This window comes from Salinibacterium sp. NSLL17, assembly GCF_015864935.1.
Classification (GTDB): Bacteria; Actinomycetota; Actinomycetes; order Actinomycetales; family Microbacteriaceae; genus Rhodoglobus.
The window spans coordinates 227371-253202 of sequence record NZ_JADYWH010000002.1; the positions used below are offsets into that span (position 1 = coordinate 227371).

Genomic DNA, 25832 nt, shown 5'->3' on the forward strand with positions numbered 1-25832 from the left:
CTTTCTCGTACTACTCGACTCGTGCATTAAAGCTTGAGCCGCTATCGCCCCAACACTTGGCGCAGATAGTCGTTCGCAAACACGCGACCAGGATCAAGCCGATCGCGAATGCTCAAGAACTCATTGAAACCCGGATACGCCGCCGCGAGCGATTCGGCTTGCCGGTTATGCAATTTTCCCCAGTGAGGTCGCCCATCGTGGGCCATCATGATCGCCTCAACCTCTCGAAAATACTCGGCCGGGTCTTCGCGCCAGTACCGGTGCACCGCGACATAGCCGGTGGCCCGCCCCGACGCGGTCGACAGCAGCAATGAGTCCGCCGCTGCCGAACGCACCTCGATCGGGAATGAAACTTTCCACCCTCGATCGGCGATCAGCTTCTGGATGGCGCGCACGGCATCCGGCACCGCCTCGATGGGCAGGGCATATTCCATTTCGCGAAAACGGACTGTGCGATCGGTGACGAAGACGGTGCTCGAGACGTCGGTGAACTCGCGATTGCCCGAGAGCTTCACGGCGAGACGATTGATGGGCGGGATGATCGCGGGCACGGTTTTGCCCGCCGCGCAGATCGCGCGAAAGACCCCGTTGGCCATGAACTCATCATCGAACCAGCGGGAGAACTTCGTGAGCGGATGCCGCGGCGCATCACCCGGTAAGCGTGTGTTGCTCTTGGTGAGAGCTGTCTCGGTGTGCGGCCAGACGTAGAACTCAAAGTGGTCAGTTTCGGCGCTGCGCTGCAGCCACTCAGCGAGGACGGTGGCAGCGGGTTCTGGGCGCTCCACTGCGTGCAGCAGAAAGGTCGGCACACACTCGAGCGTCACATCGACGAGGATGCCGAGGGCGCCAAGGCCGAGGGCCGCGGCCGGGAGCAGTTCTGGGTTTTCGGTCGCGTTGATGCGCAGCACTTCGCCCGCGGCGGTCACGAGCGTGACGCCGCGCACGTCAGTGGCGATGCCGCCGAACTGCGCCCCCGTGCCGTGGGTGCCAGTGGAAATCGCCCCAGCAATCGTCTGGCGATCGATGTCGCCCATGTTGGCGAGGGCGAGCCCCAGCGGTTCGAGCAGCGCCGGGAATTCGAAGAGGTGTGTGCCGGCACCGAGCGTGACGTGGGTGCCGTCGACCGCGAGCACCCCGGCGAGTGCACCGACGTCGAGATGCACGCCATCGGTTGCCGCAATCGAGGTGAAGCTGTGGCCGGCACCCCAGGCCTTGACAGTCACGCCGTTCTCGCGCGCGAAGTGCACCGCCGCGATGACCTCGTCGACGCTCTCCGGGCGAGCCGCGAACTCGGGACGCGAACGCTCAGAACGGCCCCAATTGCGCCACACGGAACCGGGACTCAGGGATGCCGGAGTCGGGCTCGACGCGCGGCGCTCGGCTGGCGGCATCCACTCGGGAGTCGTCACAGGAAGGCTTTGCCTTCGCCGCGGTAGGTCGGAACGGTATCGACGATGCGACCGTCAGCGATGACCGCGAATTCGTTGAGGTGCTCAGACAGCTCGCCCGCTTTCGTGTGGCGGAACCACACGCGGTCTCCGATCTGAAGGTGCTCCGCTGCGGGGCCCGTGAGTGGTGACTGCACTTCGCCGGCACCCTCGCGCGGCACATACTTGAGCCCTTTCGGCCAGGTGGGCTGGGGCATCCGGTCGACGCCCGCTTCACCCGAGGCGATCCAGCCGCCACCGTGCACTGTCGCAATATCGAGGGAGTATTTGCGGTCGACCGCGAGCGCGAACGCTGCGGCCGGCGCCGGGGTGAAGTGGCTGTAGTTGTCGAAAAGGTGCGGGCCGAAGAGTCCGCTGCCCGCCGCAATTTCAGTGACCGCGGCGTCTTCGGCAGTGGACTCAAGCGAGCCGGTTCCCCCACCGTTCACGAATTCGAGTTCGGCAATCTCGCTGATCGAGGCGACAATCTCGCCCCGACGTTCGCGCAGTTCCTTGGCGGATGCCGTCTGCATGACATCGAGCAGGCGGCCATAAGCGGCCTTGTGCGGCGGGCGATTGCCGACTCCCGCGATCTGCGCTTCGTACGCCATGACGCCGACGAGGGCGAAACCGGCACGATCGACGACCGTGCTCGCGAGCGTGCGCGCTTGCGCCGCCGAGCGCACGGGAGAGCGGTGCGCACCGACGTGACCGAGCAGGGGCGACTGGAACGAGGCATCCACATCAATGCAGACGCGGATCGTTTCGCGGTGCTGAGGAGACACCACTGAGTCAACAAAATCGAGGTGCTCGACCGAGTCGATCATGAGCGTGACGCGTTCGGCGAGCGCCGGGCTAGTGCCGAGGGCTGCAATCGCCGCACGATCCACCGCGGGGTAGCCGACCACCACATCGTCAATGGTCTCGGCCAGCCAGAGAGCCTCGGTGAGCGTGTAGGCGAGAACGCCCCTGAACCCGTCGAGCTCGAGCACGGCATCCATCACCGCACGAACTCGAATCGACTTGCTCGCCACCCGAATCGGCACCCCGGATGCCCGGCGAACCATATCGGCAGCGTTGTGTGACAGCGCCTCGAGCGACAGCACCCCATACGGAGCGTCGAGGGAGTGCGTGGCATCCGCGAGGCTCTGCCAATAGCTCTCGGGGCTGTTCCAGAGCGGTGCGGGGGTGCTGAGCAGCTTCACGGGTTCCTTCGGGCAGGGCGTGGGCGGTCCTGCGCTGATGCAACCTGCTGCGGCACCAGCGCCTTAGTTGCTCAACTTTCCCAGAACCCTGCGCGCAGCACAATTGCCGCGAACCACTGCGGCGAGCATCCGGTGCGAAGTTACGACCCCAATTGGCCGACGGCGTGGGCGATCACAAGGGCGAGCATGATGAAGGCGCCCAGCGACTGCACCAGCAACAACAGCTTCACGCGCGGCGAGAGCGGCATCGCGGCACCGGGGCTGAACGCCATCGAACCGATGGCTGATTCGTAGAGGTAGTCGGTGAAGGAGGGCGTCCAGCCGATGGCGGCGGATGATCGGCCTTTCACCTCATCAATCGCATCATGGTCTTCGTCCTGGGCGAAGCGAAAGTCGGCGAGCGGAAGCGCAGAACGATCACTCGTGTGACGCGTGACCGGACCACCGCGATCCAACTCCCAATAGACAAGCGCAAACGCAATCATGTTGGTGAGCCAGACCTGCGTGGCGGCCAAGAGCATCGAGGGGCCATCCTTCGCCCCGGTAGTGACGAGCACGATCACCACAAAGACGAGCGCGGCCACGTTGGCGATGGCGAGCAACAGCGCGAGCCCCACCGACAGAGTGCGTGACCATGAGGTTTGCTTCACCAGCCGCACCGGATTGAGGGCGATCACGGGAATCAGCATGACCAGGCCAAGCGCCACGACCACAATGCGCACGGGGACAGGCATGATCACGGTCGGCAAGAAGGCATAGCTGGCCAATACCACCAGCACACCGGCAGCGGCCGGCCACCGATGCTCACCGCGCGCATGGCGTTTGATGAGTTTGTCTTGCTGGGCGTCGACGTCAGTTTCGTCGCGAGATTTCTTGGGCACGGCTCATTATCACTCCGCCCTTGACGAATCGGCTGAGGTGATTTTAGGTAAGAGGATGACTTTCGCAAACGTAGGCACCATCGGAGTGCAGCCCGGCCACCGCGACGAGGTTGTGGCCATCCTCACGCGCCGCAGCACAGACCTCGATAGCGCCGGATGCCTCAGCTACGAGGTGGGCGTCAGCGACGAGTATCCCGACACCGTGTTCGTTTCGGAGCTCTGGGAATCAGCCGAAGCCCACCAACTTTCGCTGCAACTCGCGAGCGTGCAGGCAGCGATCAAGGAAGCACTTCCGCTACTGAGTGGTGAAATGGGCGGGCACCGCTTCGAGGTTGTCGGGTCACCACTGCGCAGCTAAGCGATACGGCGTTCCGGGAAGACCCAGCGCACCAGCCCGAAGCCGATCGCAGCACCGATGAGCTGAGCCGCGATGAAACCGGGAGCCGAGCCTGGGGCGATTCCTGCGAACGTGTCGCTGAACATCCGGCCGATGGTGATGGCGGGGTTGGCAAAGCTCGTAGAACTCGTGAAGAAATAGGCGCCGCCGATGTAGACGCCAACAGCGATAGGCGCCAGGTTCGCGCGACCGGTGCGCACGAGGGCGAAGATCACCATGATGAGTCCGGCGGTTGCCACGACCTCGCTCAAGAAATGCCCCGGTGTGAGTCGCACGGTGGTGCTGATGGTCACGGCGGCCTGCCCGAACATGAGGTTCGCGAGAATCGCGCCGACGATGCATCCGACAATCTGGGTCGGAATGTAGAGGGCGGTGTCACGCCACGAGCGCAGCCCGCTGAGCGAATCGACGATCGACACGACTGGATTGAAGTGGGCGCCGCTGACGGTCATGAAGACCAGAATGAGCACTCCAAGACCGAAGGCGGTCGCGAGGGCGTTCTCGAGAAGCTGCAAGCCGACATCGTTGGGGGAAAGCTGTTGGGCGGCAATTCCGGAGCCGATAACGACGGCGGCAAGGCCGGCGCTTCCGAGGAATTCGGCGGTGAGGCGTCGGGCCACGGCAAAGGAATGGGTCGCAGTCATTCCGCGATCATACCCAAACATTGATAACTGTCTATGAATCGGATGTTGTCCTTTAGACTTCTACCCATGCCAGCGACCGAGTCACCCGCCTCCGCTCGCGAAAGCGAACGCGCCATTGCCGAGCGCATCGCTCACAGTATGCGCGCCATCGCCGACCCCACCCGGGTGCAAATATTGCGTCTGCTTATGGATGCCCCGGATGGCCGCCGCGGGGTCACCGACCTTGCCGCCCGCCTCGGCCTCACGCAACCGACCGTGAGCCATCACGTGCGCATCATGGCCACCGACGGAATCTTGCAGAGCACTCAAGAGGGCCGCCAGGTCTGGTATTCGCTCGTGCAATCCCGCCTCGCCGACGTCTTCGACTTTGTGCAGCGCTCCCCCGCTGACGCCTCCGCCGCTGCCGCTGCCGTCGATCCTGCGATTCTGGCCCGCATCACCGACGACCTCGCCCTGCGCTTCGCGGGGGTCTTCTCTCGCGAAACCGTCGCCGAGTATGTGGCGAGCAGCTACGAACTGCTGCGCCAGGGCGCGCCGCGCGATCGCCATTTGTCGTCGCACACCTCCCGGTTCGCCGCCGACCGTCTGGGGTCGCTTGCGCTTGCTGACTCCGACGAGGTGACGGATGCCGCGGCATCCGGCGCGCCAACCGACGTGCTGTTTGTGTGCGTACAGAATGCGGGTCGCTCGCAAATGGCATCCGCAATTCTGCGGTCTCTTGCGGGCGATCGGGTGCGCGTGCTCACCGCCGGATCAGAGCCCACCGAGACCATCAATCCGAAGATCGTGGCGGCTCTCGACGAGATTGGCGTCTCGGTCGATGGTGAGTACCCGAAGCCGCTCACTGACGAGGTCGTGCGGGGTGCGGATGTCGTGATCACGATGGGCTGCGGCGATGCGTGCCCCATTTATCCCGGCCGTCGCTACCTCGATTGGGAACTCCCCGACCCTGCCGAGCTCGGCATGGACGGCGTGCGAGCCGTGCGTGATGACATCGACGCGCGAGTGCGTGCGCTGCTTCAGTCGCTGCCGCCGGTGAACGCTGCGTGAACTAACTCACGCTCACCCTGTCTTCGTTCGCGCGAGACATAGACCTTCATCTATGCTTTGTGTATGACTACTGAGACCGCCACCACCGCCAAGCCCGTCGTTCTGTTCGTGTGCATCCACAACGCTGGCCGCTCGCAAATGGCCGCCGGTTACATGACGGCGCTGTCGGATGGCGCGGTCGAGGTGCGTTCGGGAGGTTCTGAGCCCGGCAACGAAATCAACCCCATCGCGATTCAGGCAATGGCCGAAGAGGGCATCGACATCTCGAAGGCAGTCCCCCAGCTCATGACCACCGACCAGGTGCAGGCCTCGGATGTTGTCATCACGATGGGCTGCGGCGACGTCTGCCCCATCTTCCCCGGCAAGCGCTACGAAGACTGGGAACTCGTCGACCCGAAGGGCAAGGGCCTCGACGAGGTTCGGCCGATTCGTGATGACATCAAGGCGCGCATCCAGAAGCTGCTGGCGGAGATCCTTCCCGCCTAGACAACTGCTTAAACCATTGAAGGCGGCCGCTCTGCGACCGCCTTCAACTCGTTAATCGTGCAGTGCCCCGACAGGGACTCGAACCCTGACTGTGATGATTTTAAGTCATCTGCCTCTGCCAATTGGGCTATCGGGGCACGCCCCACGCTTTCACGTGGAGCATGCAGTCACGCTACTTGGGGCGTGAAGCGAATTCTTCGAATGCGCGGCGCGGTTCTACGCGTGCCTCGAGCGAAATGGTGTCGCGACCCCAGAAGAAGTTCGTGATCCAGTTGCTGAAGACGCGAGCCTTGCGCTCGAACATTGGCATCGCCATGCCGTGGTAGCCACGGTGCATGAACCACGCTGGGAAACCCTTGACCGCGATCTTGCCCGACTGGAAAACGCCGTGGTAGAGACCGAGACCGGCAACGGCACCCTGGTTCTTGTGGAAATAGTCCTTGGTCTCTTCGCCGCGAAGCGAAGCCACAATGTTCTTGGCCATGAGCTTGGCCTGGCGAACAGCGTGCTGAGCGTTCGGAACGCAGAAGCCGCCAACGCCACCACCGGTGAGGTCAGGAACAGCACACACGTCGCCGGCACCCCAGGCACCCTCGACAACACCGTCATCGTTGATGACACGGAGGTCTGCCTGTACGCGGATGCGTCCACGCTCTTCGATGGGAAGGTCAGTGCTGCGCACGACCGGGTTGGCCATAACGCCAGCGGTCCACACGATGGTGTCTGACTCGAAGCTTTCCCCGGTCGACAACTCAACCACGCCATCCACAGCCGACTTCAGCTGGGTGTCGAGGTGGATCTGTGCGCCACGGTCAGCGAGGTTCTTGATAACCCACTTGCTCGTCTCGAGCGAAACCTCGGGCATGATGCGGCCCATGGCTTCGATGAGGTGGAAGTGAGTGTCTTCGAAGTTAAGGCTCGGGTAGAGCGGCAGCAGTGACGAGGCAAGGCTGCGCATTTCGCCGAAGGCTTCGATACCGGCGAAGCCGCCACCGACAACGACGAACGTCAGCAGACGGTCGCGCTCGGGGCCTGCAGGCAGGTTGGATGCCTTGTCAAAGTTGGTGAGAAGACGGTCACGAACGGCAACAGCCTCTTCGATCGTCTTCATGCCGATGGCTTCGTCAGCAACGCCCGGGATCGGGAAGGTGCGCGAAACGGCGCCAGCGGTAACGACAACGAGGTCGTAGTCGATCTCCCACGAGTCACCCACTTCAGGCTGAATCGTTGCAGTCTTCGCCTCGTGGTTGATTCCGGTGACCTTCGCCGTGACGACCTTGGTGGTCTTCAAGTGGCGACGGTGCGGAACAACCGCGTGGCGAGGCTCAATGGAGCCTGCTGCAACCTCAGGCAAGAAAGGCTGGTACGTCATGTAGGGAAGAGGGTCCACCATGGTGACCTCAGCTTCGCCGCGACGCAGCCACTTTTCGAGCTTACGAGCAGTGTAAAAACCGGCGTAACCGCCGCCGACAATCAAGATTTTTGGCACGAGTTAGAGTCTCCTAAAAGGGAAGTTCGCCACCAAACTTACTCTGTCTCGCGCAGACTCCTAAACCGACGCCAAGCTAAGACGCCCGAACCGGCCAAAATCATCAAGAAAATCGCATAAATTGCAAGTGGTACGCCCACATTACGAAGCATGCTCACGGTAGGGAGCACGGTTCCAAGCGGACTGACTGGCCCCGCGACATCCGGAGCCACCTCAGGAATCGGCGTAGCCGTCGGGCTAAAGCTCGGCACCGGAATCGGCGTTGACGCCGCGCGACGGTAGATCGTGATCCACTCCGCGAGACTGCCCATCGGGTTCTCGTCGACGAGCGGAACGTTTGCTGTCACCGCTGCTTCGGCATCGATCAGACCAAAGCCGTAAATCGCGTCTGCGCCGGGAGCACCCGTGTCATGTGCCGTCGACACAATGCGATTAATAACGTTGTTCGCATCCAGTTCAGGATGCGCGGCCCGCACGAGCGCAACGACACCGGCCACAATCGGGGTTGCCCCGCTGGTGCCGTTCCACAAGACGTGCGAACCGCCGGGAGCGACGCCGACCAGGTCTTCGCTTGGCGCGGCCACACCAATCGTGATGCCCTGAGTGGAGGCGTTGAAACTCGCGACGCCGTTAACGTCGACACCCGCAACGGTCAGAACGCCGGGCATCGTCGCGGGCGCCCCCACGGAGGCAGTTCCACTGCCACGGTTGCCCGCCGCCGCCACGACAACAACGTCATTGTCCATTGCATACAGGAATGCGCTGTCCCAGCTGAGCGGCCAGTCCAGAGTCTCGCGGGTCAGCGACAGGTTGATGACATCAGCGCCCTGATCGACCGCATAGCGAACTGCCTGAGCGATCTGGTCATCCGAACTGATCGGACCACCGGTGAAGCCGATAGAGATCGCCAAAATGTTAGCTGCGGGAGCCGCACCAATCACGCCAGCGCCCGTGCCGGTGCCACGGCCAGCCGCGAGCGACGCCACGAGTGTGCCGTGGGCCGGATTGTCGTCGCCTACCGGCGTTTGGCCGTCAGGTGAACCCTGGCCCGAGAAATCTGTTCCCCCCGTGACAGCTCCGACGAGCTCTTTCACCGAGCCGTCAACACCGGTGTCGATCACGGCGATCGTGACGCCGGCACCCTTGGTGGTCTTCCACGCGGCTTCGATGCCGTACTCCTGAAGCCAATATTCTTGGTCGCGCACCGCATCCGCGTGGGCAGGAGTCGCCACCAATAGCGAAGCGAGGCTCGCCATCAGTATCGCGCCAGCAGCCCACCGCTTCACTGTTGTGTCTCCCCCGCCGCCTTCGCTGAGGCGTTTGTCGTCGCGGAGGTGCCAGCGCTGGCCACCCCTGAATAGTCGGGGCACTGGCACACGGTCGGGCTCCACGAGGCGCGCTCAAGAGCAATGTCGCCAATCGGGTTGACGCCAGGGCCTGCTGCCAGTGAATGCCCGACGAGAGCGTGCAAGCACTTCACTCGCGTGGGCATGCCGCCAGCAGAAACGCCGGCCAGCTCGGGAACGACCTCGATGCCATCCCGGTCGGCAATATAAGCCTCGTGGGCAGCCTGATACTGCGCAGCAATCTCACCCTCAAGCATTGCCGCAAGTTCAGGCATCTGGCCCTCAGCTTCAAGCGTCGACACGGATGCCGTGGCCGCCGGGTGGCACAGGTAATAGATCGTGGGGAACGGTGTTCCATCGCTCAGGCGCGGTTTCGTCGACACGACAGTGGGAGCTCCGCACACGCAGCGCGCGGCAATGCCGATCACATCGCGAGCGGGGCGGCCGAGTTGAAGCGACACAATGCGCACATCTTCATCGCTGACGGCGTCAAACGGTGGGGTGGTCATTGCTTGGGTCCTTCAATCACGGGGGCGGTCAGCTTGTCGGGCGCGTCTTCAGTGAGACCAGCAGTGTAAATGGACGATACGAGAGTCTGCACCCAATCAATCTGGGTGGTTTGGATGGTCGCGCTCACCGGAACACCATCATTGGTGGTGACATCGGCCGCTTCACCGGTCACCAGGTAGCTCACTTCGCCCGGATACACGTAGTACAGCCGGTCGCGGGCTTGGGACTCGATGTAGGCGCGGTCATCCCAGCGGGCAACGTTTTCGGTAAGGCTGTCGACAGACTCTTGAGCCTCTTCTACTTCAGACTGCAGTTGCGCAATTGTCTGCTGTTGCTCGATCAGAATGCGCAGGTTGGGCGCTAGAACGATGACGGCGAGTATGAGCAAACCAAGCATGAGCACGGTGAAGCCCGAGAAGCGGATCGTGCGCAACCAGTGTTCGGGCGCGCTCTCCTCGGGCAGCGACACCGCTACCTTTTTTGCTCGTACTCGCCTAGCCATGCGTTCGATGCTAGACGACGCTGATGGGCGCTAGCCGTTGAACCGCGGGAAGGCGGTGCGACCAGCGTAAACAGCGGCATCGCCAAGCTCTTCTTCGATGCGCAGCAGCTGGTTGTACTTAGCTACGCGCTCGGAGCGAGCCGGTGCACCAGTCTTGATCTGGCCCGTGTTGAGCGCGACCGCGAGGTCAGCGATCGTGGTGTCTTCGGTCTCACCTGAACGGTGCGAGATGACGGCCGTGTAACCAGCGCGCTGGGCCATAGCCACAGCGTCGAGGGTCTCGGTGAGCGAACCAATCTGGTTCACCTTGACGAGGATCGAGTTTGCCGTTGCGAGTTCGATTCCCTTGGCGAGACGCTTCGGGTTGGTGACGAACAGGTCGTCTCCGACGATCTGCGTCTTCGAACCGATCTCGGCGGTGAGCTGAGCCCAGCCCTCCCAGTCGTCTTCGTCGAGCGGGTCTTCGATCGACACGAGGGGGTACGCGGCGACGAGCTCGGCGTAGTACGCACTCATCTCGCCAGCCGACTTCGAGGTGCCCTCGAACGTGTAGGAACCATCCTTGTAGAACTCGGTCGCAGCAACGTCGAGGCCAACAGCGATGTCCTTGCCCGGCGTGAAGCCAGCCTTCTCGATTGCTTCCATGAGCAGGTCGAGTGCAGCGCGGTTGCTGGAGAGGTCGGGGGCAAAGCCACCCTCGTCGCCGAGGCCGGTGCTGAGGCCCTTGCTCTTGAGCAGTCCCTTGAGCACGTGGTACGTCTCAACGCCCCAGCGAAGGCCTTCACTGAAGGTGTCTGCACCGTGCGGAAGGATCATGAACTCTTGGATGTCGACATTGCTGTCGGCGTGCGAGCCACCGTTGATGACGTTCATCATCGGCACGGGAAGCACGTGAGCGTTGGGGCCACCGAGGTAGCGGAAGAGGGGCAGGTCTGCCGAGTCAGCAGCAGCCTTCGCCACGGCGAGCGACACACCGAGGATCGAGTTAGCGCCGAGGTTCTTCTTGTTCTCGGAACCGTCGACGGCGATGAGCTCAGCGTCAATGAGGCGCTGGTCGGAGGCGTCGAGGCCTTCGATTGCGGGGCCGAGGTCGTCGATAACCGCGTCAACGGCCTTCTGAACGCCCTTGCCGAGGTAACGGTCCTTGTCGCCATCGCGAAGCTCGTAAGCCTCGAATGCGCCAGTGGATGCTCCCGAAGGAACTGCGGCGCGGGAAACTACGCCGTCGTCGAGCAAAACCTCAACCTCGACCGTGGGGTTACCACGGGAATCAAGAATTTCGCGGGCGCCAACTGCTTCGATCAAAGCCACAGGGGGTCTCCTTAAAGAAAGTTTGTTTGGACTGGAAGTGGTGGATGTCCGTGTGAAAGCCTACTCCGCGCCAGCGACGGGCGCTGACTCGTTACGGCTAACAGTCGGTGACGGGGCTGGCGAGCGAAACTGCCCGGTGACCAACAGGACGATCACGAGAACGATCGGGACGAGCCATCCGGTCCAGCCCAAAATGCTGGCCTGAAGGGGGTCGAAAGATTCGCCCACCATGATGAAAATGATCGAAAAACCAGCTGCTGCGTTGAAGGCACCGTGAGCCAAGGCGGCAGGCCACACCGATGCCGAACGGATGCGCAGCCACGCGAACACGCCGCCAACGACGATCGTCATGCCGACCATGGCGGTGAGGGCGAGCCAGCCGGGAGCACCAGGGTAGTTGTAGCCGAGCAGGATGAGCGGGGCATGCCACAGACCCCAGATCACTCCCGAGATAAGGATGGCCGGAACGATGCCGAGGGGCAGCAGCTTGGGCAACAGCCAGCCGCGCCAGCCGAGCTCTTCACCGAACGCGGGAATCGTATTGATGACCGCACCGATCAACACGTTCACGAACTGCAGCGCGACCAACAGGCCAATCGGGACCGGCAGCGGCTCTTCGCCAATCGCTGCGAGCTGGCTATCGACCATCGCTTGGAAGCCGGAGAAGTTCACAAAGTCGGCGGGGTAGACCCCCACGATCGCACCGACGACGAGCGCCGCCAGGATCAAGGCGGGTGGAACGACGAGCGCCAACGCCAAGTAGCGCAGGAACCGGCCGACGGGGCGCACCGAACCCAGCCCCAGCGCCGCGCGTCGTGCGCGAGCATCCGGATGCTTCTCGACAAAGAAGACGACCACGAGCGCCGCGATCGCCGGCGTAAACATTATCGCTAGTGCAAACACGGTGAAGAACGGATTCTCGAGACCGCCCGTGAACCAGAGAGGAAGGGCGAAGAGCCACGCGAGCCCGAAACTGACGCCCACAAAAACAAGAATGGGTGTTGCTTTGACGTTCACGGCGTCTCCCTCGAAGGCTGTGTTCCGCTAGCCACCCAGCGGCTTGAACTCAAGGCTATCAAAACTCACGTTTTCGGCACGGACCGTTGCGAAACTGGTGAAACCGGCAGCCTTCAACTGGTCGAGAAGCTGCGGCAACTTCTTCGGTCGAGCTTCGAGTCGCACGCGTTTGCCATCCCGAATCAACGCCGCTTGTAAGCGCACGAGGGTCGCAGCATCGACATCGGCGTCATAGATCAGGGCGAGCTGATCGTCATTGGCGGCATCGCCGAGCTCGACCAGATCAACAAGACGTTCGAAGCCGAGCGAGAATCCCACAGCGGGCACATCGCTGCCCAAGAAACGGCCAATCATTCCGTCGTAGCGGCCACCGCCACCGAGCGAATACCCGAGCGACGGATGCGCGACCTCAAAGATTGCGCCCGTGTAGTAACCCATCCCCCGCACCAACCACGGGTCAAACTCAATGAGAGAGCCGGAGTCGTCGCGGCCCGATTCAACCGCCTGGCCGATCGCCGCGAGTTCGAGAATGACCTCCTCGGTGACGCCTGCAGGCAGAGCGGCACGGATGGCATCCGCGCTGAACTCAGGAGTAGTTTCGGGGGCCGGACGCGTCAGGAATTCGGCGAGCGCCGCCACCGGTCCATCGGGGAAGGCACGTTCGCGCAGCTCAGCGACCACGCCGTCGGCACCGAGTTTGTCGAGCTTGTCGACCGTGATGAGCACCGCTTCGTGTTCCTTCGCGGGGAAGCCGAGGATGCTGAGCGAGCTCGTGAGCAGTCGACGATCGTTCACGCGAATGGTGCACCCGTCAATGCCGAGAGCATCGAGTGTGGCAGCCGTGGCGGTGATCAGTTCAATCTCGGCGCTGGGCCCGGCCTCGCCCATGATGTCAATGTCGCACTGCACGAACTGGCGGTAACGCCCCTTCTGCGGGCGCTCGGCACGCCAGACGGGCGCCATCTGGATCGCCCGGAAGACCTTCGGCAGCTCAGCACGGTGGGTGGCATAAAAGCGAGCGAGCGGCACCGTGAGGTCAAACCGCATTCCGAGGTCAGCGAGTTCAAGTGCATCGGATGCCGCCTGCAGCTTCTCACTCGTGAGCCCTCGCTTCATGACAGCGAATGCGAGCTTCTCGTTGTCGCCGCCCAAGCCGGCGTGCAAGCGTGAGCTGTCTTCCATCACGGGGGTTTCGATCTCGTCGAAACCGTGAGCGCGATAGCTCCCCCGGATCACACCGAGCACACGTTCGCGCTGAGCTTTTTCTGCGGGGAGGAAATCCCGCATGCCGCGGGGAGGATTAACAGTGGACGCCATGATTCCTATTCTCTCGCACCGACGAGGCGCGTGCGGCTACCGAGCTACTTCGGCAATGAGTTGTTCGACCCGAGAGCGGTGGTGCGCGATCGCCGTCTCAAAGACGGCGTTAGAGGCATCGATATTCTGGTTGAGCACGAGGTCGAACTGCACTCCGTGGAACGTGTTGACGAGCAAGCGAGCCTCCACCTCGGCCGCGCCGCGTTCTACCCCTAGGGCCACTAGCGCCGCTGTGCCCATCGCGATCCATCGCCCAAAGTAGTCGCGCGTGATCGAAAGCTCGTCGCGTTCAACCGCTTCAAGCAGCCCTGCTTCGAGCTCAAGGCGTTGACGGTGCAGGTTCTCGGGCAGCTGCGTCCATCGCCACGACTGCGAGAGGCTCGCAAAGTAGTCGTCAAGGGTGCCGGCCGGAAGCATCGCGGCTTCGTGGGGGCTCACTCCACGCGCATTCATACGTACGATTTCTCGAACCAGCTCTGCACGCGTTCCAAAATGGTAAACAAGTGTGAATGTGCTGACGTCGAGTGCTCGTGCGAGCGAACGAAAAGTGAGACTAGACAGCGGTTTATCAGCAAGATAGGCAATAGTTTGCTGAAGAAGAGCTGGCTTGCGCGTCGGGTCGGGTCTACGGGCCATAAAATAAACATAACGGTTGTTTGCTAATGAGATCGGCAGTGGTTATGATTTCTCCTTGTGCCGGAAACCTGTTAACGGCGCCACATCTACTTGAATCCCCCTCACCAGGGGCTTCTCCAACGCTGGATCGGTAGGCCGGGTAATCCCACCGATCCTTCAGCGCGCGATGCCATTCAGTAGACGATCGACGTGCGATCACATGTCTCGTTTGCCGGCGTTGCGCCGGTGCCCTCCTTATTCGGGTTAAGGGGGGCACCACCCTTCGGGGTGTTAGCTCGCTGAATCAGCCTGAGCGGTCGACACTTCATAATCCTTGATCTCTTCGGTGAGCTGGCGCAGCGCCGTGCGCAGCGCCCGCTCCGAATCCAAACCGTTTGCCTTCGCGGATGCCACAATCGCGAGCAGTAGCGGGCCGAGTTCGTCTTCTTCAGTGACGTTGATCGCCCCCGGTGTAGTGGCATCCAAGAGTCCCACCTTGTGGGCTCTACCGAGCAGCTTGTCGGCGAGCGCCAACGCCGGCATCTTTTGCGGGATGCCGTCGGTGACGCTGGTGCGTTCAGGTTTCTCTGTCTTCTTGAGTTCGTCCCACGCTGCCACGACGTCATCAGCAGTCTCTGCGGTGGCGTCGGCAAACACGTGAGGGTGACGGCTCACCATTTTGGTGTTCATGTGAGCGGCGACATCTTCGAGAGTGAAGCGCCCCGCCTCGGTCGCAATGTCGGCATGAAAAAGCACTTGGTAGAGCACATCGCCGAGCTCTTCGACCATGTCGGCGGTATCGCCACCTTCGATCGCATCCACCAGCTCGTAGGTCTCCTCCACGAGGTGCTTCACGAGCGACTCATGCGTCTGATCGCGATCCCACGCGCACCCTCCCGGCGCACGCAACCGTTCGAGAGTTGCAATAAGGGTGTCGAGTTCAGGATGAGGCGCAGCAGGCTCGGTCATGCCCACCATTCTCCCACTTCTCAAATTAAGCTAAAATCACGTTCCTTATTTGGGTATGTCCTCCGACGCGACCGTCGAACTCTCCCCCACTATGTGTCGTGTGGACCCGAAGAACACGTCTCCTGAGCGTGCCACCGGTGTGCCTACAGGAGGCCGACTCGCAGAGCGTGCGAGAGGCCGACTGATCCAATTGTTTCGCCCGCTTCTCAAGGTGAGCTGGATCGCCTACCGGGTCGAGGTAGCGGGCTCACTTTTTCCTAGCGATCCGCCAGAGGGAACAGTAGACGGCCGCAACGCCTACCGCATGCTGTTTATCGGCGATACTGCGGCATCCGGATTGGGTGTGCTCAATCACGGGCTCGCCGTCGTCTCACAGACTGCACGCTTCGTCGCGCGCGAGCACAGCGTCGGATGCTCCTGGACGACAATGACCGACACGGAACTCACCATGGCTCGTGCCGCGCGACAGCTTGCCGAGACACCAGCCGAGGTGGATGCAGTAGTCGTCGTTCTGGGCATACCCGACGTGCTCCAAGGGACATCCGCCACCACGTGGCGCAACGAACTCGTTGCCCTCACGACGGCTGCACGCCGAAACACCCGCCCCGACTGCCTCATCGTGGTGGCTGCCGTTCCACCGATGCACCACTTTCGTCCACTGCCCCGGATGGTAAAGCGCATACTCTCCCTGCAGATTTCTCGATTGAACGACGCATCATTGAGCGTCGCCGAGTCGATTCCTGGCGTGACCTATTCACCTTTTCCGGGCGTGGCCCCCGGTTCACCTTTCATTCGCGAAAGTCGGAACTGGAAAAGCGCCCATTCACTCTGGGGAAAGACGCTCGGCGCAAGCACTGCTCTCGCGCTCAGTGCGCAACGACGCCCCGAGAGCCCTGGACCGAGCGACCACAACTAGGTAACGTTCGCGAGCAGGAGCTGCTCGATTCGTTGAGTGCGCGCCACAACATGCAAGAATCTTCCCGTGGCAGCCTCCCCTCACCGTCCCCGCACTCTTGGCACTCTTGTCGTTGTCGTGCTCGTCGCGGTGATCGCCATTGCCACCTACTTCGGCAACGGAACACCGGGCTTCACTCCCAACGATTCTGAGATCGCTGGCACCCCGAACAGCTCGAATTCCGCTCCCGAAAGCGCGCCCGAGACCGCAGACGCTGACGCCGAAAACACCGACGCAGCGAGCGCCACCATCGGCATCCCGACTGACGCTTTCGCGGCGACCGTCAATTATGTGCACGACGGCGACACCCTTTATCTCCAGAACGGCAGCGCCGAATTGAAGGTGCGCCTCATCGGCCTTGACACCCCCGAACTTTCCAGCCAGCAAAATCCGGATGCCGAAGAATGCTACGGAATCGAAGCGCGCGAGCTGCTGCGCGACTTTCTCCCCGAAGGCACCACGGTGTGGGCCGCTGAGGATCGCGAACCGGAGGACCGCTACGGCCGCTCGCTGCTCTACGTCTACTTGCAAGACGGCACGTTCGTGAACTTAGCCATGGTCGAGCTCGGCGCCGCTGAAGCCCTCAAGGTCGGACTCAACGATCACTACTGGCCCGAGCTGCGCGACGCTGAAGATGACGCCTACGCGGCGAAACTCGGCATGTGGGGTTCCTGCTAGGCCGCCTCCCCCGCGCCCGGCGTCGGTCACTCAGCCACCCCATGGCACGATTGGAGCATGCTCGACCCCGCTAACCCCCTCATGCTCGCACTGCTCTGGCTTACGCTCGGTGGGGTTCTGACGGTTCTCGCTGTGCGCACCTTCCGCCGGGATCAGCGAGAGTACCGCCGCTTCAAGCGTTTTCGCACCACCAAGCGTCGCCAAAAGATGTTGCGACGCTGGTTACTGATCTCCTTCACACTATTTGGCGGCCTCGCGCTCCTTACGCTGCTCGCGAGCGGAGCCTTCGCCGCTCCCCTCCTCGCCGATGTTCAATCGTGGCCGTGGGTGTCCTGGTTGCTTGACGTGCTCGCCGCCCGTCCTTCCCTCACCGCCGGAGTGCTCGTGGGCCTCGCGATCGGCGTAATCGCTGTCACAGTCATTGCGATCATCTCGGTCCGCAACGAGGGCGACGAAGTCGTGAGCCTCGGTGATGTTCAAGCGATACTCCCCCGCAATCGCCAAGAGCTGGTACTGGGCGGATTGCTCTCCATCAATGCCGGGATCGTTGAAGAGTTGCTTTTCCGCCTCGCTCTGCCGGCGCTGCTTTTTGCCACCACCGGCAATGCGATCGTCGCGGTGGTGCTGAGCCTTCTCCTATTCGGGCTCATGCACTCCTACCAAGGACTCACAGGCATCATCGTCACGACGGTGCTCGGCGCAGTCTTCATGGCCATCTACGTGCTCACCGGAAGCATCCTCATCACGATCATCGCTCACGCGCTTCTCGACCTGCGCTCGCTCGTGTTGATCCCGATGGCGATCGGGGGCGTGCACCGAATCGACGGTCGACGAAACCCACTTGCGTTCAAACCGACGGCGAAGCCTGCGACACCTGCGACGCTTCCCGAGGCCGAGGGTGCTGGTGAGGGTGCGGCCGAGCCTGCTTCGAGCGACACAGCAGCCGAGGCCGAGGCACCCACGCCGGAACCAGCGCCGGAGACGGCGCCCTAGTTCTTAGCTCGCGCCAGACGTGCCGGACGTGCCGGACGCAGCGGCAGCATCCTTCGTCTCTTTTGCTTCTTTCGCTTTGGCTGCTGCCTTGTCGGCCGCAAGCTTCTCGGCCGCTTCGGTCGCAAGCGCTACCTCAGCAAGTTCAGCTGCAGTGTCTTGAGCGCCGAATACTGACACCAGCAGCTCTTTGGCCCACTCGATGAGCTGACCGTCGCTTGCGCCGGTTGGTAGTGGAATGATCGCCGTGGAGGCGGCCGAGTGATACTTCGATCCTGGATACATCCGCTGCAGACGGATCTGCTTAGAGTCGAGCAGATCGGCGGGCGCGATGCGGAGCTTGTCGCCCATGACGACAACCTCGCTGAGCCCGAGTCGCTGCGACATCCGCCGCAAGCGAGACACCGCAATCAGGTGCTTCACTTCCTCGGGTGGTTCGCCGTAACGGTCGGTGAGTTCGTCGAGAACGCGATCGATGCTGTCGGCGGATGCCGATGGCGCGCTTGCCGTGGAGAGCTTTTGGTAGGCCTCAAGGCGCAGGCGCTCGCTCTCGACGTAGTCCTCGGGGATGCTGGCATCCACGGGCAACTCAAGCCGCAGCTCGGTCTGGCCCTCGGCAACATCACCACGGAAGGTGGAGACGGCTTCGCCGATCATCCGCAAATAAAGGTCGAAGCCGACACCAGCAATGTGGCCAGATTGTTCACCACCGAGCAGGTTTCCGGCACCACGAATTTCGAGGTCCTTCATCGCGATCTGCATACCGGCACCCAGCTCGTTGTTGGCCGCGATGGTGTCGAGACGTTCGTGCGCGGTTTCGCTCAGCGGCTTCTCTTCGTCGTACAGGAAGTAGGCGTAGGCCCGCTCACGGCCACGACCCACTCGACCGCGCAACTGATGCAGCTGGCTGAGGCCATATTTGTCGGCCCGGTCGATGATGAGCGTGTTGGCATTGGGGATGTCGAGCCCGGTTTCCACAATCGTGGTGGAGACGAGCACATCAAACTTTCGATCCCAGAAGTCGACCATCACTTGCTCAAGAGCCGCCTCGGGCATCTGGCCGTGAGCAATCGCGATGCGAGCATCCGGCACCAGTTCGGCAATCTTGGCCGCTACCCGGTTGATGGAGCTCACGCGGTTGTGCACGTAGAACACTTGGCCCTCGCGCAGCAATTCGCGCCGAATCGCAGCGCCAACCTGACGCTCTGAATACGGGCCAACGAAGCTGAGGATCGGATGCCGGTCTTCTGGTGGAGTCGCGAGCGTCGACATTTCGCGGATGCCCGTGACCGCCATCTCGAGCGTGCGCGGAATCGGGGTCGCTGTCATCGCCAAAATGTCGACGTTGGTTTTGAGCTTCTTGAGGGCATCTTTGTGTTCAACACCGAAGCGCTGCTCTTCATCGATGATGACGAGGCCGAGGTCTTTGAAGGCGATGCTCTTCGAGAGCAAACGGTGCGTTCCGATGACGACATCCACAGTGCCGTCGGCGAGGCCGGCGATCGTTTCGCGCGACTCTTTCTCGGTCTGGAAACGGCTGAGAGCCCGCAAGTGCACGGGGAAGCCCGCAAAACGATCGGCAAACGTCTCGACGTGCTGGCGTACGAGCAGCGTCGTCGGCACGATCATCGCGACCTGTTTGCCGTCTTGCACAGCCTTGAACGCGGCGCGCACCGCAACTTCCGTCTTGCCGTAGCCGACGTCACCGCTCAGCAGGCGGTCCATCGGCACTGGGCTCTGCATGTCGGCCTTCACCTCATCGATTGTGGTGAGCTGGTCAGGAGTTTCCGCAAAGGCAAAAGCCTCCTCGAGCTCACGCTGCCACGGGGTATCGGGCCCAAAGGCGTACCCCTTGCTGGCCATGCGGGCGCTGTAGAGCTTGACCAGCTCGACAGCGATATCGCGAACGGCACGACGTGCTTTGGTCTTAGCGGCCGACCAGTCGCTGCCGCCCATCTTGTTGAGGGCCGGCGATTCGCCGCCGACATAGCGTGAGAGCAGGTCGAGCTGATCGGTGGGCACATACAGTTTGTCGCCAGGGTAGCCACGCTTATTCGGCGCGTACTCGAGCACCAAAAACTCGCGCTGAGTCTTGACCGCATTGCGGCCGCCCGTGCTGACCTCGCGCGACACCAACTCGATGAACTTGCCGATGCCGTGCGTCTGGTGAACAACGTGGTCGCCGCTCGAGAGTTGCAGCGGGTCGACAACGTTCTTGCGTCTGGCCGCGAGCTTGCGTGCCGGGCGCGAAGCGTAGCCGACCGACCGACCGAAGAACTCGCCCTCGCTCAGCACCGCAAGCTTCGCCTCGGGCATCGCAAAACCATGATCGACGGATGCCCGCAGCAGATACGCCACTCCCGGCTCGGTCTCGGCGGGGAAGGCCTCAACGGCACGCCCCGCCAATTCGCGTTCGGCTAGAAGGCCCGCCGTGCGCTCCACGAGCCCGGCTCCCTCGGCAACGATCGCTACCGTCCAACCGTCGGCGAGCAAGTGACCAACGTGGTCGAGGGCGCCATCGAGAGTTCCCGCAAACGAGGGGGTTGCCGTGGCAGCGATTCGAACATATTCGGATGCCTCTTCCGCACCATCCAGCAGGTCGACGGCATCCGCTGCCCCCGAGTCGAAGGTGCTGAGGGTCCACCAAGGGCGATCCCCCGCGGAGGCACGGAGTGCGTTGAGCGTGACAAAGTCACCGGCATCCAAGTCAATGGGCGCTTCGGCGCCGGCCGTTGCCGCGTTCCACGCCGCACTCAAAAACTCTTGGTTCGTCTCAGCGAGGCTGATCGCGCGCGACGACACTTTCTCGGGCGAGAGCACCGCTATGGCAGCATCCGCCGGAAGGTAGTGAGTGATCGGCACCAACTTGTCGACCAACGCGGGCGCTAGCGATTCCATGCCATCAACCGGGATGCCCTCGGCGATCTTCGCGAGCATCGTAGAGAGACTCGGAAACTCGTGCTGCATTTCGCGGGCACGCTGACGCACCGCATCGTTCAACAACAGTTCACGACTCGGCACCAACTCGACAGACTCAACATCACCCTCGATGGAGCGCTGGTCGGCAACCGAGAACTCGCGCAACTGCTCAAGTTCATCGCCAAAGAATTCGAGGCGAAGCGGATGCTCGTGGTTGGGCGCAAACACGTCGAGGATGCCACCGCGCACCGCAAACTCTCCGCGCCGCGTCACCATGTCGACGCGGGAATATGCCAGAGCTACAAGTCGCTCCGACAGCGCCGAAAGATCGTAGTTGCGGCCGCCCTTGGTGAGCTCAACCGGTTCGATCGTCGTGAGGTTGTCAGCGATGGGCTGCAGCGCTGCCCGAACGGATGCCACCAGCACAAACTGGCCAACCGGGTTCGCTTGCCACTTGGCCAAGTCGCGCAGGGCCTGCATCCGCTTGCCGACCGTTTCGGCACTCGGGCTCAGCCGTTCGTGCGGGAGCGTCTCCCACGCCGGAAATTCGACAATCTGAGCATCGGGCAGATAGCTCGTGAGCGCACGGCGCAATGATTCGGACTCGCGACCGGTCGCCGTGACCGCCAACAGGGACCGCGGTGCGTTCGACTTTGTCAGCAGCCCGCCGAGCAGGGGTGCACGCATGCCATCAACGAGTGAGAAGTCTGCGCTTCGTTCAGAGAAACGGAGGGCGCTCTCTACGGTTTGGGCGCGCGAAAGTGCTGAGATAATTCCGTCGAGAGTCACCGGATTACTCTACTCGCGGCCACTGACGCTCCGGTGCGAGTTCACCCACAGCGCAGCAGGGCTGAGGCAGGCAACGCTGCGGCAGGCAACGCTGCGCAGGGTCAACGGCGTCAGCGCGACTGCCGCACTCGTAGGAACTAGCGCGGGCTATGGAACCGCTGCTGCGCAGCTTCGAGGCCTTCGCGCGCCACCATCGTGACGGCATCCGCGGCATCGCTCAAGAGATTCGGCAACGCTTTACGTTCTTCGCCCGAGAAGTCGCGCAAGACGAAATCTGCCGCGGGCTGGCGACCAGGAGGACGCCCGATGCCCACGCGCACGCGGGTGAAATCGGGAGAACCAACAGCGGCAGCAATATCGCGGATGCCGTTGTGGCCTCCGTGACCGCCGCCGGTCTTGAGCTTCACCGTGTCGAAGTCGATGTCGAGTTCATCGTGCACGACGATGAGGCGCTCGACAGGGATCTTGTAAAACCGCAGCAGCGCCGCGGTGGGGCCGCCCGAAAGATTCATAAAAGAATTGGGCTTCGCCAGAATCAGCTTGGGGCCGTCGCCAAAACTGCGGCCTTCAGCGACCGCAGCGTTAGCTTTGTGGTTCTTGAATGTGGCAGACAATTCGTCTGCCAGATGGGCCAACACCATGTGGCCCACGTTGTGGCGATTACCGGCGTAGCCGGGCCCGGGGTTACCGAGCCCGACTACTAACCATTGGTCATCCACGATTTCTCGCTTACGAAAGAATCTGATTATTCAGCAGCCGCGGTGCTAGCAGCCTCGGCAGCAACTGCTGCGGCTTCTTCTTCAGCAGCTTCAGCTTCGACCGACGAACGCGGGGTGCTGACACCAATAACGAGAAGCTCGGGGTCGGAAAGCAGGTCCGAACCTTCGCTGAGCGTGATGTCCTTGGCGTAGATGTGAGCGCCGTCTTCGCGGCCCTCGATGTCGATGGTGAAGAACTCAGGAATGTGAGTTGCTTCAGCCTCAACCGAGATGGTCGGTGCGTCGAGGTTGGCGATGGTGCCAGGAGCCGACTCGCCGGTGACGTGGATCGGCACATCAACGATGACCTTTTCACCCTTGCGGATGACAACGAGGTCGATGTGCTCGATGATCTGGCGAACGGGGTCCTTCTGCACGTCCTTCACGAGGGCGAGCTGGCTCTTGCCGTTGATGTCGAGGTCCAAGATCTGGTTCGACTTGCGGAGGATGAGCCCGATCTCGTGACCCGGGAGGGCAACGTGGATGGGGTCGGTGCCGTGACCGTAGATGACGGCGGGGATCTTGCCTGCAGCGCGGAGCTTGCGAGCAGCACCCTTGCCGAAGGATTCACGGGCATCCGTGACTACGTGGTTAACGCCTGGCTTAGCCATTGTTATCTCCTAGTAAGACCGAAGTCTGTTGTGGGCCCGGTGCCTGCAACGAGCGGAGTGCTCGTGGCGGGCGCAGCGCCCAGATCATTGTCTGTAGTTCAACTCGAACGCCGGCAGACCAAAGATCTGCCGCGTGAGGAAAAGCCCTGTGACTTGCCCGCCGCGTCGATAACGGAACCAAATGGTTCCCTCGCCGAAGTTCAACTGCCGAGTTTACACGGTTAATGAGCGACTGCACTCCGTATTTCCGCGGCCCTGAGTGCCGGCCGGTGCGGGAGCCCACGCGCACTACTCTTGAAGCATGTCCGGAGGCCTTCACGCACGCGTGCTCAATGATCTCGGGCTCAGTATCGTCTCGGGTGAGATCTCCCCCGACTCCACGATTCTTGCCGAGCAGCTCGAAGAGCGTTACGGCGTCTCGCGCTCGGTGGTGCGCGAAGCGGTTCGCGTGCTGCAGTCCCTCGGGATGGTCGCCTCAGTGAAGCGCGTCGGCATGCGCGTTAAGCCGATGTCGGCGTGGAGTCTGTATGACCCGCTCGTCATCCGGTGGCGACTCGAACAGACCGAGAACGGGCGCCAACTACGCTCGCTCACCGAACTGCGCAGCGCTATCGAACCTCAAGCTGCGCAGCTCGCCGCGCAACACGCATCCAACGAGGCTGCCGGTGAGCTACTGGCGCTGGCCGCGCGTATGCGGGCCGTTGGTCGCTCAGGCGACCTTGAGCTGTTTCTTGAGCTCGACATCCGCTTTCATTCGCTCGTTCTTGCTGCCAGCGGCAATGAAATGTTTGCCCGCCTCGACCGAGTGATCGCCGAAGTACTAACCGGCCGCACGAATCGCGGCCTTATGCCGTCAACACCCCACGAAGAAGCGTTGCAGCTGCACGTAGACGTTGCGGATGCCATCCAGGGCAAGCGCCCGGCCGACGCGTTCGCCTCTATGGAGCGCATCATGACGCGCACCATTGAAGAGGTTGAGCCCATCTGGGCTGGCGAACCCCGCATCTTCCTCGACTAAGAATGCCGCGCGGGGCTCAGCTACGAGTCGAGCCCGCTAACAAGAGGATGGCCCCGAAGCTCAGCGAGCTAGAAGCGCAGCAGCACCTTGCCGCTGTTTTCCGAGTCCTTGGCTACAGCAAACGCTTCATGAGCATCGGATGCCGCGAACTCGTGCGTCACGATTGGCCCGACAACGAGGCTGCCGTCGGCGAGCGCCGCGATCACCTCGTCAATTTCGTCGTTGAAGCGGAATGACCCGACGAGTTCCAGCTCGCGCGTGATGGCAAGCGAGATGAGTGCGGGCTGCTGGCCGGAGGGCAAGAGCCCCACCATGACAACGCGGCCGCCACGAGTTGCGCCCCGCACGGCAGACTCGAGACCGCGGTAGCTGCCCGATGATTCGAAGACGATGTCGGCGTCGACTGCGGCGATGGCATCCACGTCGGTGGCGTGAAGAGTTTCGGTTGCACCGACCTGGCGGGCGATGGCGAGCGGGCCGGCGAACATGTCAACGGCCACGATCTCACCGGCACCCGCGCGCTTGAGAACGGCGACGATGAGGGCACCGATGGGGCCGGCACCAATGACGAGAGCCCGTTTTCCGCGAACGTCACCGGCACGCGAGACTGCATGCCAGGCCACGCTGGCGGGTTCGACGAGCGCGGCATCGCGCAGGGTCAACGAGTCTGGGAGTGCTCGCAGCATCCGGCTGGGCAGAGTAATGAACTCGGCGAAGGCACCCTCGGTGTGAGGGAAGCGTGCCGCGCTGCCGAGGTAGGTGCAGCCGGGCGAAAGATTGGGGCGGTCTTCGGGCCACCGTGGCTCGGTTCCGCCGGGAGTTGCGGGGTGCACGGCTACGGCCGTCCCCGCCACAGGGCCGCTGCCATCAGCGGCCTGCTGAATGACGGTGCCGACAACTTCGTGGCCGAGAATCATCGGAGCCTTGAGAATCGACTCCCCCGCGGCACCGTGCGACCAGTAGTGCAGGTCAGACCCGCAGACCCCGCCGAACGCAATCTGAATCACGGCTTCGTTGGCGGCCGGAGCGGCCAACGGAATGCTCTCCACGCGCAAGTCATCTTGAGCGTGGATCGTGACCGCGAGAGTGTCGGCGGGGGCTGCACTTGTCATGACAATCTTTTCTGTAGAACGGCGCCGGCAGCGACGCGCGGCGATAGAGCTGGAGGTTAGACGACGACCGTCATGCCGCCATCGATGAAAATGACTTGGCCGTTGACGTAGTCAGAACCGCTCGAGGCGAGCCAGACGGCAGGGCCGCCCAGGTCGGCGGGAGTTCCCCAGCGACCGGCAGGCGTGCGCCCGAGAATCCAGTTGTTGAAGGTGTCGTCGTCGACGAGCGCCTGCGTCATCTCGGTGTGGATGTACCCGGGCGCGATCGCGTTGATCTGCAGCCCGCCGTTGGCCCACTCCGCCGTCATGGCACGAGTGAGATTGCGGATGCCGCCCTTCGAGACCGTGTACGGCCCGATGGTCGGGCGAGCCAGATCGGTCTGCACCGAAGCGATGTTGATGATCTTGCCCGCGCCGCGCTCGAGCATGTGGCGCGCAACTTCGCGCCCGACGAGGAACGCGCTGGTGAGGTTGGTGGCGATGACCCGGTTCCAGTCCTCCACGTCGAGGTCGAGCATCGGTTCGCGATGCTGAATGCCCGCGTTGTTCACGAGCACCCCGATCGCGCCGATGGATGCCTCGATCTCGGCGATTGCGGTGGCGACAGCCGTGGCATCCGCTACGTCAAACGCGCGAGCGTAGACGCGGTCGGCCCCAAACTCGGAGCTGAAGTCGGCGTGAGTGGCAGCGAGCCGCTCTTCGTCGCGACCGTTCAGCACGATCGTTGCTCCGGCTTCGGCGAGGGCTTGCGCAATGACGCGCCCGATTCCTCGACTTGATCCGGTAACGAGGGCAATGCGCCCGGTGAGGTCAAACATGGTGGATGCCACAGCTAT

The 25832-nt window shown here is 62.5% G+C and carries 25 protein-coding genes, 1 tRNA gene and 1 pseudogene; 7 read left to right on the plus strand and 20 right to left on the minus strand.

The annotated features are described in order from the left end of the window. Nucleotides 1-41: 41 nt before the first annotated feature. From I6E51_RS10745 to I6E51_RS10755, 3 genes are all read right to left on the minus strand, one after another. Complete coding sequence (locus I6E51_RS10745; protein ID WP_197110556.1) at nt 42-1391, minus strand: D-arabinono-1,4-lactone oxidase; 1350 nt, start codon at nt 1389-1391, stop codon at nt 42-44. 14 nt (nt 1392-1405) lie between these two features. Beyond that, complete coding sequence (locus I6E51_RS10750) at nt 1406-2632, minus strand: amino acid deaminase/aldolase (RefSeq protein WP_197110312.1); 1227 nt, start codon at nt 2630-2632, stop codon at nt 1406-1408. Nucleotides 2633-2772: 140 nt separating this feature from the next. Beyond that, a complete protein-coding gene (locus tag I6E51_RS10755; RefSeq protein WP_231600026.1) occupies nt 2773-3513 on the minus strand; it encodes a hypothetical protein in 741 nt (246 codons plus the stop codon). A 55-nt stretch (nt 3514-3568) separates the two neighbouring features. On the opposite strand from I6E51_RS10755, the gene I6E51_RS10760 reads away from it, so the two are divergent. Then, nucleotides 3569-3871 (plus strand): putative quinol monooxygenase, encoded by a 303-nt coding sequence (locus tag I6E51_RS10760; RefSeq protein WP_197107480.1) that lies wholly within the window; start codon nt 3569-3571, stop codon nt 3869-3871. On the opposite strand, the gene I6E51_RS10765 is transcribed toward I6E51_RS10760, so the two are convergent. Then, the gene (locus I6E51_RS10765) at nt 3868-4554 is read right to left on the minus strand and encodes an MIP/aquaporin family protein (protein WP_197107482.1); all 687 of its coding nucleotides are present in this window, start codon (nt 4552-4554) and stop codon (nt 3868-3870) included. The genes I6E51_RS10760 and I6E51_RS10765 overlap by 4 nt on opposite strands. Nucleotides 4555-4620: 66 nt before the next feature. Here I6E51_RS10765 and I6E51_RS10770 point away from each other — a divergent pair, with 66 nt between their 5' ends. Together I6E51_RS10770 and I6E51_RS10775 are read left to right on the plus strand one after the other, a co-directional pair. Continuing rightward, nucleotides 4621-5604, plus strand: coding sequence for a metalloregulator ArsR/SmtB family transcription factor (locus I6E51_RS10770; protein ID WP_197110313.1), 984 nt, complete (start codon nt 4621-4623; stop codon nt 5602-5604). Nucleotides 5605-5667: 63 nt separating this feature from the next. Beyond that, nucleotides 5668-6090 carry an arsenate reductase ArsC gene (locus tag I6E51_RS10775; protein ID WP_197107492.1) on the plus strand — a complete coding sequence of 141 codons (423 nt, stop codon included), beginning with the start codon at nt 5668-5670 and terminating at the stop codon, nt 6088-6090. A gap of 63 nt (nt 6091-6153) precedes the next feature. Here the strand turns inward: I6E51_RS10775 and I6E51_RS10780 are convergent. The 11 genes and pseudogenes from I6E51_RS10780 to I6E51_RS10825 form a co-directional block, all read right to left on the minus strand. Further along, nucleotides 6154-6227 (minus strand) — tRNA-Leu (locus I6E51_RS10780). Nucleotides 6228-6262: 35 nt separating this feature from the next. Next, a complete protein-coding gene (locus I6E51_RS10785) occupies nt 6263-7579 on the minus strand; it encodes an NAD(P)/FAD-dependent oxidoreductase (RefSeq protein ID WP_197107494.1) in 1317 nt (438 codons plus the stop codon). Nucleotides 7580-7617: 38 nt separating this feature from the next. Then, nucleotides 7618-8835, minus strand: coding sequence for a S8 family serine peptidase (locus I6E51_RS10790; RefSeq protein ID WP_197108547.1), 1218 nt, complete (start codon nt 8833-8835; stop codon nt 7618-7620). A gap of 26 nt (nt 8836-8861) precedes the next feature. Further along, nucleotides 8862-9434, minus strand: coding sequence for a DUF501 domain-containing protein (locus I6E51_RS10795; protein WP_231600027.1), 573 nt, complete (start codon nt 9432-9434; stop codon nt 8862-8864). Continuing rightward, entirely contained in the window at nt 9431-9937 is a 507-nt protein-coding gene (locus I6E51_RS10800; protein ID WP_231600028.1) for a septum formation initiator family protein, read from the minus strand. Before I6E51_RS10800 ends, I6E51_RS10795 begins: the two co-directional genes overlap by 4 nt. A 30-nt stretch (nt 9938-9967) precedes the next feature. After that, on the minus strand, nt 9968-11248 hold the full coding sequence (eno, locus tag I6E51_RS10805) for a phosphopyruvate hydratase (protein WP_197107496.1): 1281 nt from the start codon (nt 11246-11248) through the stop codon (nt 9968-9970). A 60-nt stretch (nt 11249-11308) separates the two neighbouring features. Continuing rightward, a complete protein-coding gene (locus I6E51_RS14565) occupies nt 11309-12265 on the minus strand; it encodes a CPBP family intramembrane glutamic endopeptidase (RefSeq protein WP_307783920.1) in 957 nt (318 codons plus the stop codon). 27 nt (nt 12266-12292) lie between these two features. Beyond that, nucleotides 12293-13582: a histidine--tRNA ligase gene (gene hisS / locus I6E51_RS10815; RefSeq protein ID WP_197107498.1), complete on the minus strand. Its 1290-nt coding sequence runs from the start codon at nt 13580-13582 to the stop codon at nt 12293-12295. Nucleotides 13583-13618: 36 nt separating this feature from the next. Continuing rightward, nucleotides 13619-14035 (minus strand): hypothetical protein, encoded by a 417-nt coding sequence (locus tag I6E51_RS10820; RefSeq protein WP_231600161.1) that lies wholly within the window; start codon nt 14033-14035, stop codon nt 13619-13621. Between the two features lie 18 nt (nt 14036-14053). Further along, nucleotides 14054-14218 (minus strand): annotated as a pseudogene (locus tag I6E51_RS14290) (TetR family transcriptional regulator); the annotation flags it as partial. Between the two features lie 270 nt (nt 14219-14488). Beyond that, the gene (locus I6E51_RS10825) at nt 14489-15166 is read right to left on the minus strand and encodes a YabN family protein (protein ID WP_197107502.1); all 678 of its coding nucleotides are present in this window, start codon (nt 15164-15166) and stop codon (nt 14489-14491) included. A 190-nt stretch (nt 15167-15356) separates the two neighbouring features. On the opposite strand from I6E51_RS10825, the gene I6E51_RS10830 reads away from it, so the two are divergent. From I6E51_RS10830 to I6E51_RS10840, 3 genes are all read left to right on the plus strand, one after another. Further along, nucleotides 15357-16082: an SGNH/GDSL hydrolase family protein gene (locus tag I6E51_RS10830; protein ID WP_231600029.1), complete on the plus strand. Its 726-nt coding sequence runs from the start codon at nt 15357-15359 to the stop codon at nt 16080-16082. Nucleotides 16083-16148: 66 nt separating this feature from the next. Beyond that, nucleotides 16149-16799, plus strand: coding sequence for a thermonuclease family protein (locus I6E51_RS14570; protein ID WP_197107503.1), 651 nt, complete (start codon nt 16149-16151; stop codon nt 16797-16799). 57 nt (nt 16800-16856) lie between these two features. Then, nucleotides 16857-17792: a CPBP family intramembrane glutamic endopeptidase gene (locus I6E51_RS10840; RefSeq protein WP_197110314.1), complete on the plus strand. Its 936-nt coding sequence runs from the start codon at nt 16857-16859 to the stop codon at nt 17790-17792. 3 nt (nt 17793-17795) lie between these two features. Here the strand turns inward: I6E51_RS10840 and mfd are convergent, their stop codons facing one another. From mfd to I6E51_RS10855, 3 genes are all read right to left on the minus strand, one after another. Then, nucleotides 17796-21497: a transcription-repair coupling factor gene (gene mfd, locus I6E51_RS10845; protein WP_197110315.1), complete on the minus strand. Its 3702-nt coding sequence runs from the start codon at nt 21495-21497 to the stop codon at nt 17796-17798. 137 nt (nt 21498-21634) lie between these two features. Continuing rightward, nucleotides 21635-22216, minus strand: a complete 582-nt coding sequence (pth, locus tag I6E51_RS10850) for an aminoacyl-tRNA hydrolase (RefSeq protein WP_197107506.1) — start codon at nt 22214-22216, stop codon at nt 21635-21637. Nucleotides 22217-22242: 26 nt separating this feature from the next. Next, on the minus strand, nt 22243-22866 hold the full coding sequence (locus I6E51_RS10855; RefSeq protein ID WP_197107507.1) for a 50S ribosomal protein L25/general stress protein Ctc: 624 nt from the start codon (nt 22864-22866) through the stop codon (nt 22243-22245). A 301-nt stretch (nt 22867-23167) separates the two neighbouring features. Between I6E51_RS10855 and I6E51_RS10860 the strand changes: the two genes are divergently transcribed. Next, nucleotides 23168-23884: a FadR/GntR family transcriptional regulator gene (locus I6E51_RS10860; RefSeq protein ID WP_197110316.1), complete on the plus strand. Its 717-nt coding sequence runs from the start codon at nt 23168-23170 to the stop codon at nt 23882-23884. Between the two features lie 68 nt (nt 23885-23952). On the opposite strand, the gene I6E51_RS10865 is transcribed toward I6E51_RS10860, so the two are convergent. Further along, on the minus strand, nt 23953-24996 hold the full coding sequence (locus tag I6E51_RS10865; protein WP_197110317.1) for an L-idonate 5-dehydrogenase: 1044 nt from the start codon (nt 24994-24996) through the stop codon (nt 23953-23955). 56 nt (nt 24997-25052) lie between these two features. Continuing rightward, nucleotides 25053-25826, minus strand: a complete 774-nt coding sequence (locus I6E51_RS10870; protein WP_307783922.1) for an SDR family oxidoreductase — start codon at nt 25824-25826, stop codon at nt 25053-25055. Nucleotides 25827-25832: the final 6 nt, after the last annotated feature.

Bases quoted from the DNA above. Each gene is read 5' to 3' on its own strand.
- I6E51_RS10745 (WP_197110556.1), bottom strand. From the start codon at position 1,391: ATGCCGCCAGCCGAGCGCCGCGCGTCGAGCCCGACTCCGGCATCCCTG.
- I6E51_RS10760 (WP_197107480.1), top strand. From the start codon at position 3,569: ATGACTTTCGCAAACGTAGGCACCATCGGAGTGCAGCCCGGCCACCGC.
- I6E51_RS10765 (WP_197107482.1), bottom strand. From the start codon at position 4,554: ATGACTGCGACCCATTCCTTTGCCGTGGCCCGACGCCTCACCGCCGAA.
- I6E51_RS10770 (WP_197110313.1), top strand. From the start codon at position 4,621: ATGCCAGCGACCGAGTCACCCGCCTCCGCTCGCGAAAGCGAACGCGCC.
- I6E51_RS10775 (WP_197107492.1), top strand. From the start codon at position 5,668: ATGACTACTGAGACCGCCACCACCGCCAAGCCCGTCGTTCTGTTCGTG.
- I6E51_RS10790 (WP_197108547.1), bottom strand. From the start codon at position 8,835: ATGGCGAGCCTCGCTTCGCTATTGGTGGCGACTCCTGCCCACGCGGAT.
- I6E51_RS10795 (WP_231600027.1), bottom strand. From the start codon at position 9,434: ATGACCACCCCACCGTTTGACGCCGTCAGCGATGAAGATGTGCGCATT.
- I6E51_RS10800 (WP_231600028.1), bottom strand. From the start codon at position 9,937: ATGGCTAGGCGAGTACGAGCAAAAAAGGTAGCGGTGTCGCTGCCCGAG.
- hisS (WP_197107498.1), bottom strand. From the start codon at position 13,582: ATGGCGTCCACTGTTAATCCTCCCCGCGGCATGCGGGATTTCCTCCCC.
- I6E51_RS10820 (WP_231600161.1), bottom strand. From the start codon at position 14,035: ATGAATGCGCGTGGAGTGAGCCCCCACGAAGCCGCGATGCTTCCGGCC.
- I6E51_RS10825 (WP_197107502.1), bottom strand. From the start codon at position 15,166: ATGACCGAGCCTGCTGCGCCTCATCCTGAACTCGACACCCTTATTGCA.
- I6E51_RS10840 (WP_197110314.1), top strand. From the start codon at position 16,857: ATGCTCGACCCCGCTAACCCCCTCATGCTCGCACTGCTCTGGCTTACG.
- I6E51_RS10855 (WP_197107507.1), bottom strand. From the start codon at position 22,866: ATGGCTAAGCCAGGCGTTAACCACGTAGTCACGGATGCCCGTGAATCC.
- I6E51_RS10860 (WP_197110316.1), top strand. From the start codon at position 23,168: ATGTCCGGAGGCCTTCACGCACGCGTGCTCAATGATCTCGGGCTCAGT.
- I6E51_RS10865 (WP_197110317.1), bottom strand. From the start codon at position 24,996: ATGACAAGTGCAGCCCCCGCCGACACTCTCGCGGTCACGATCCACGCT.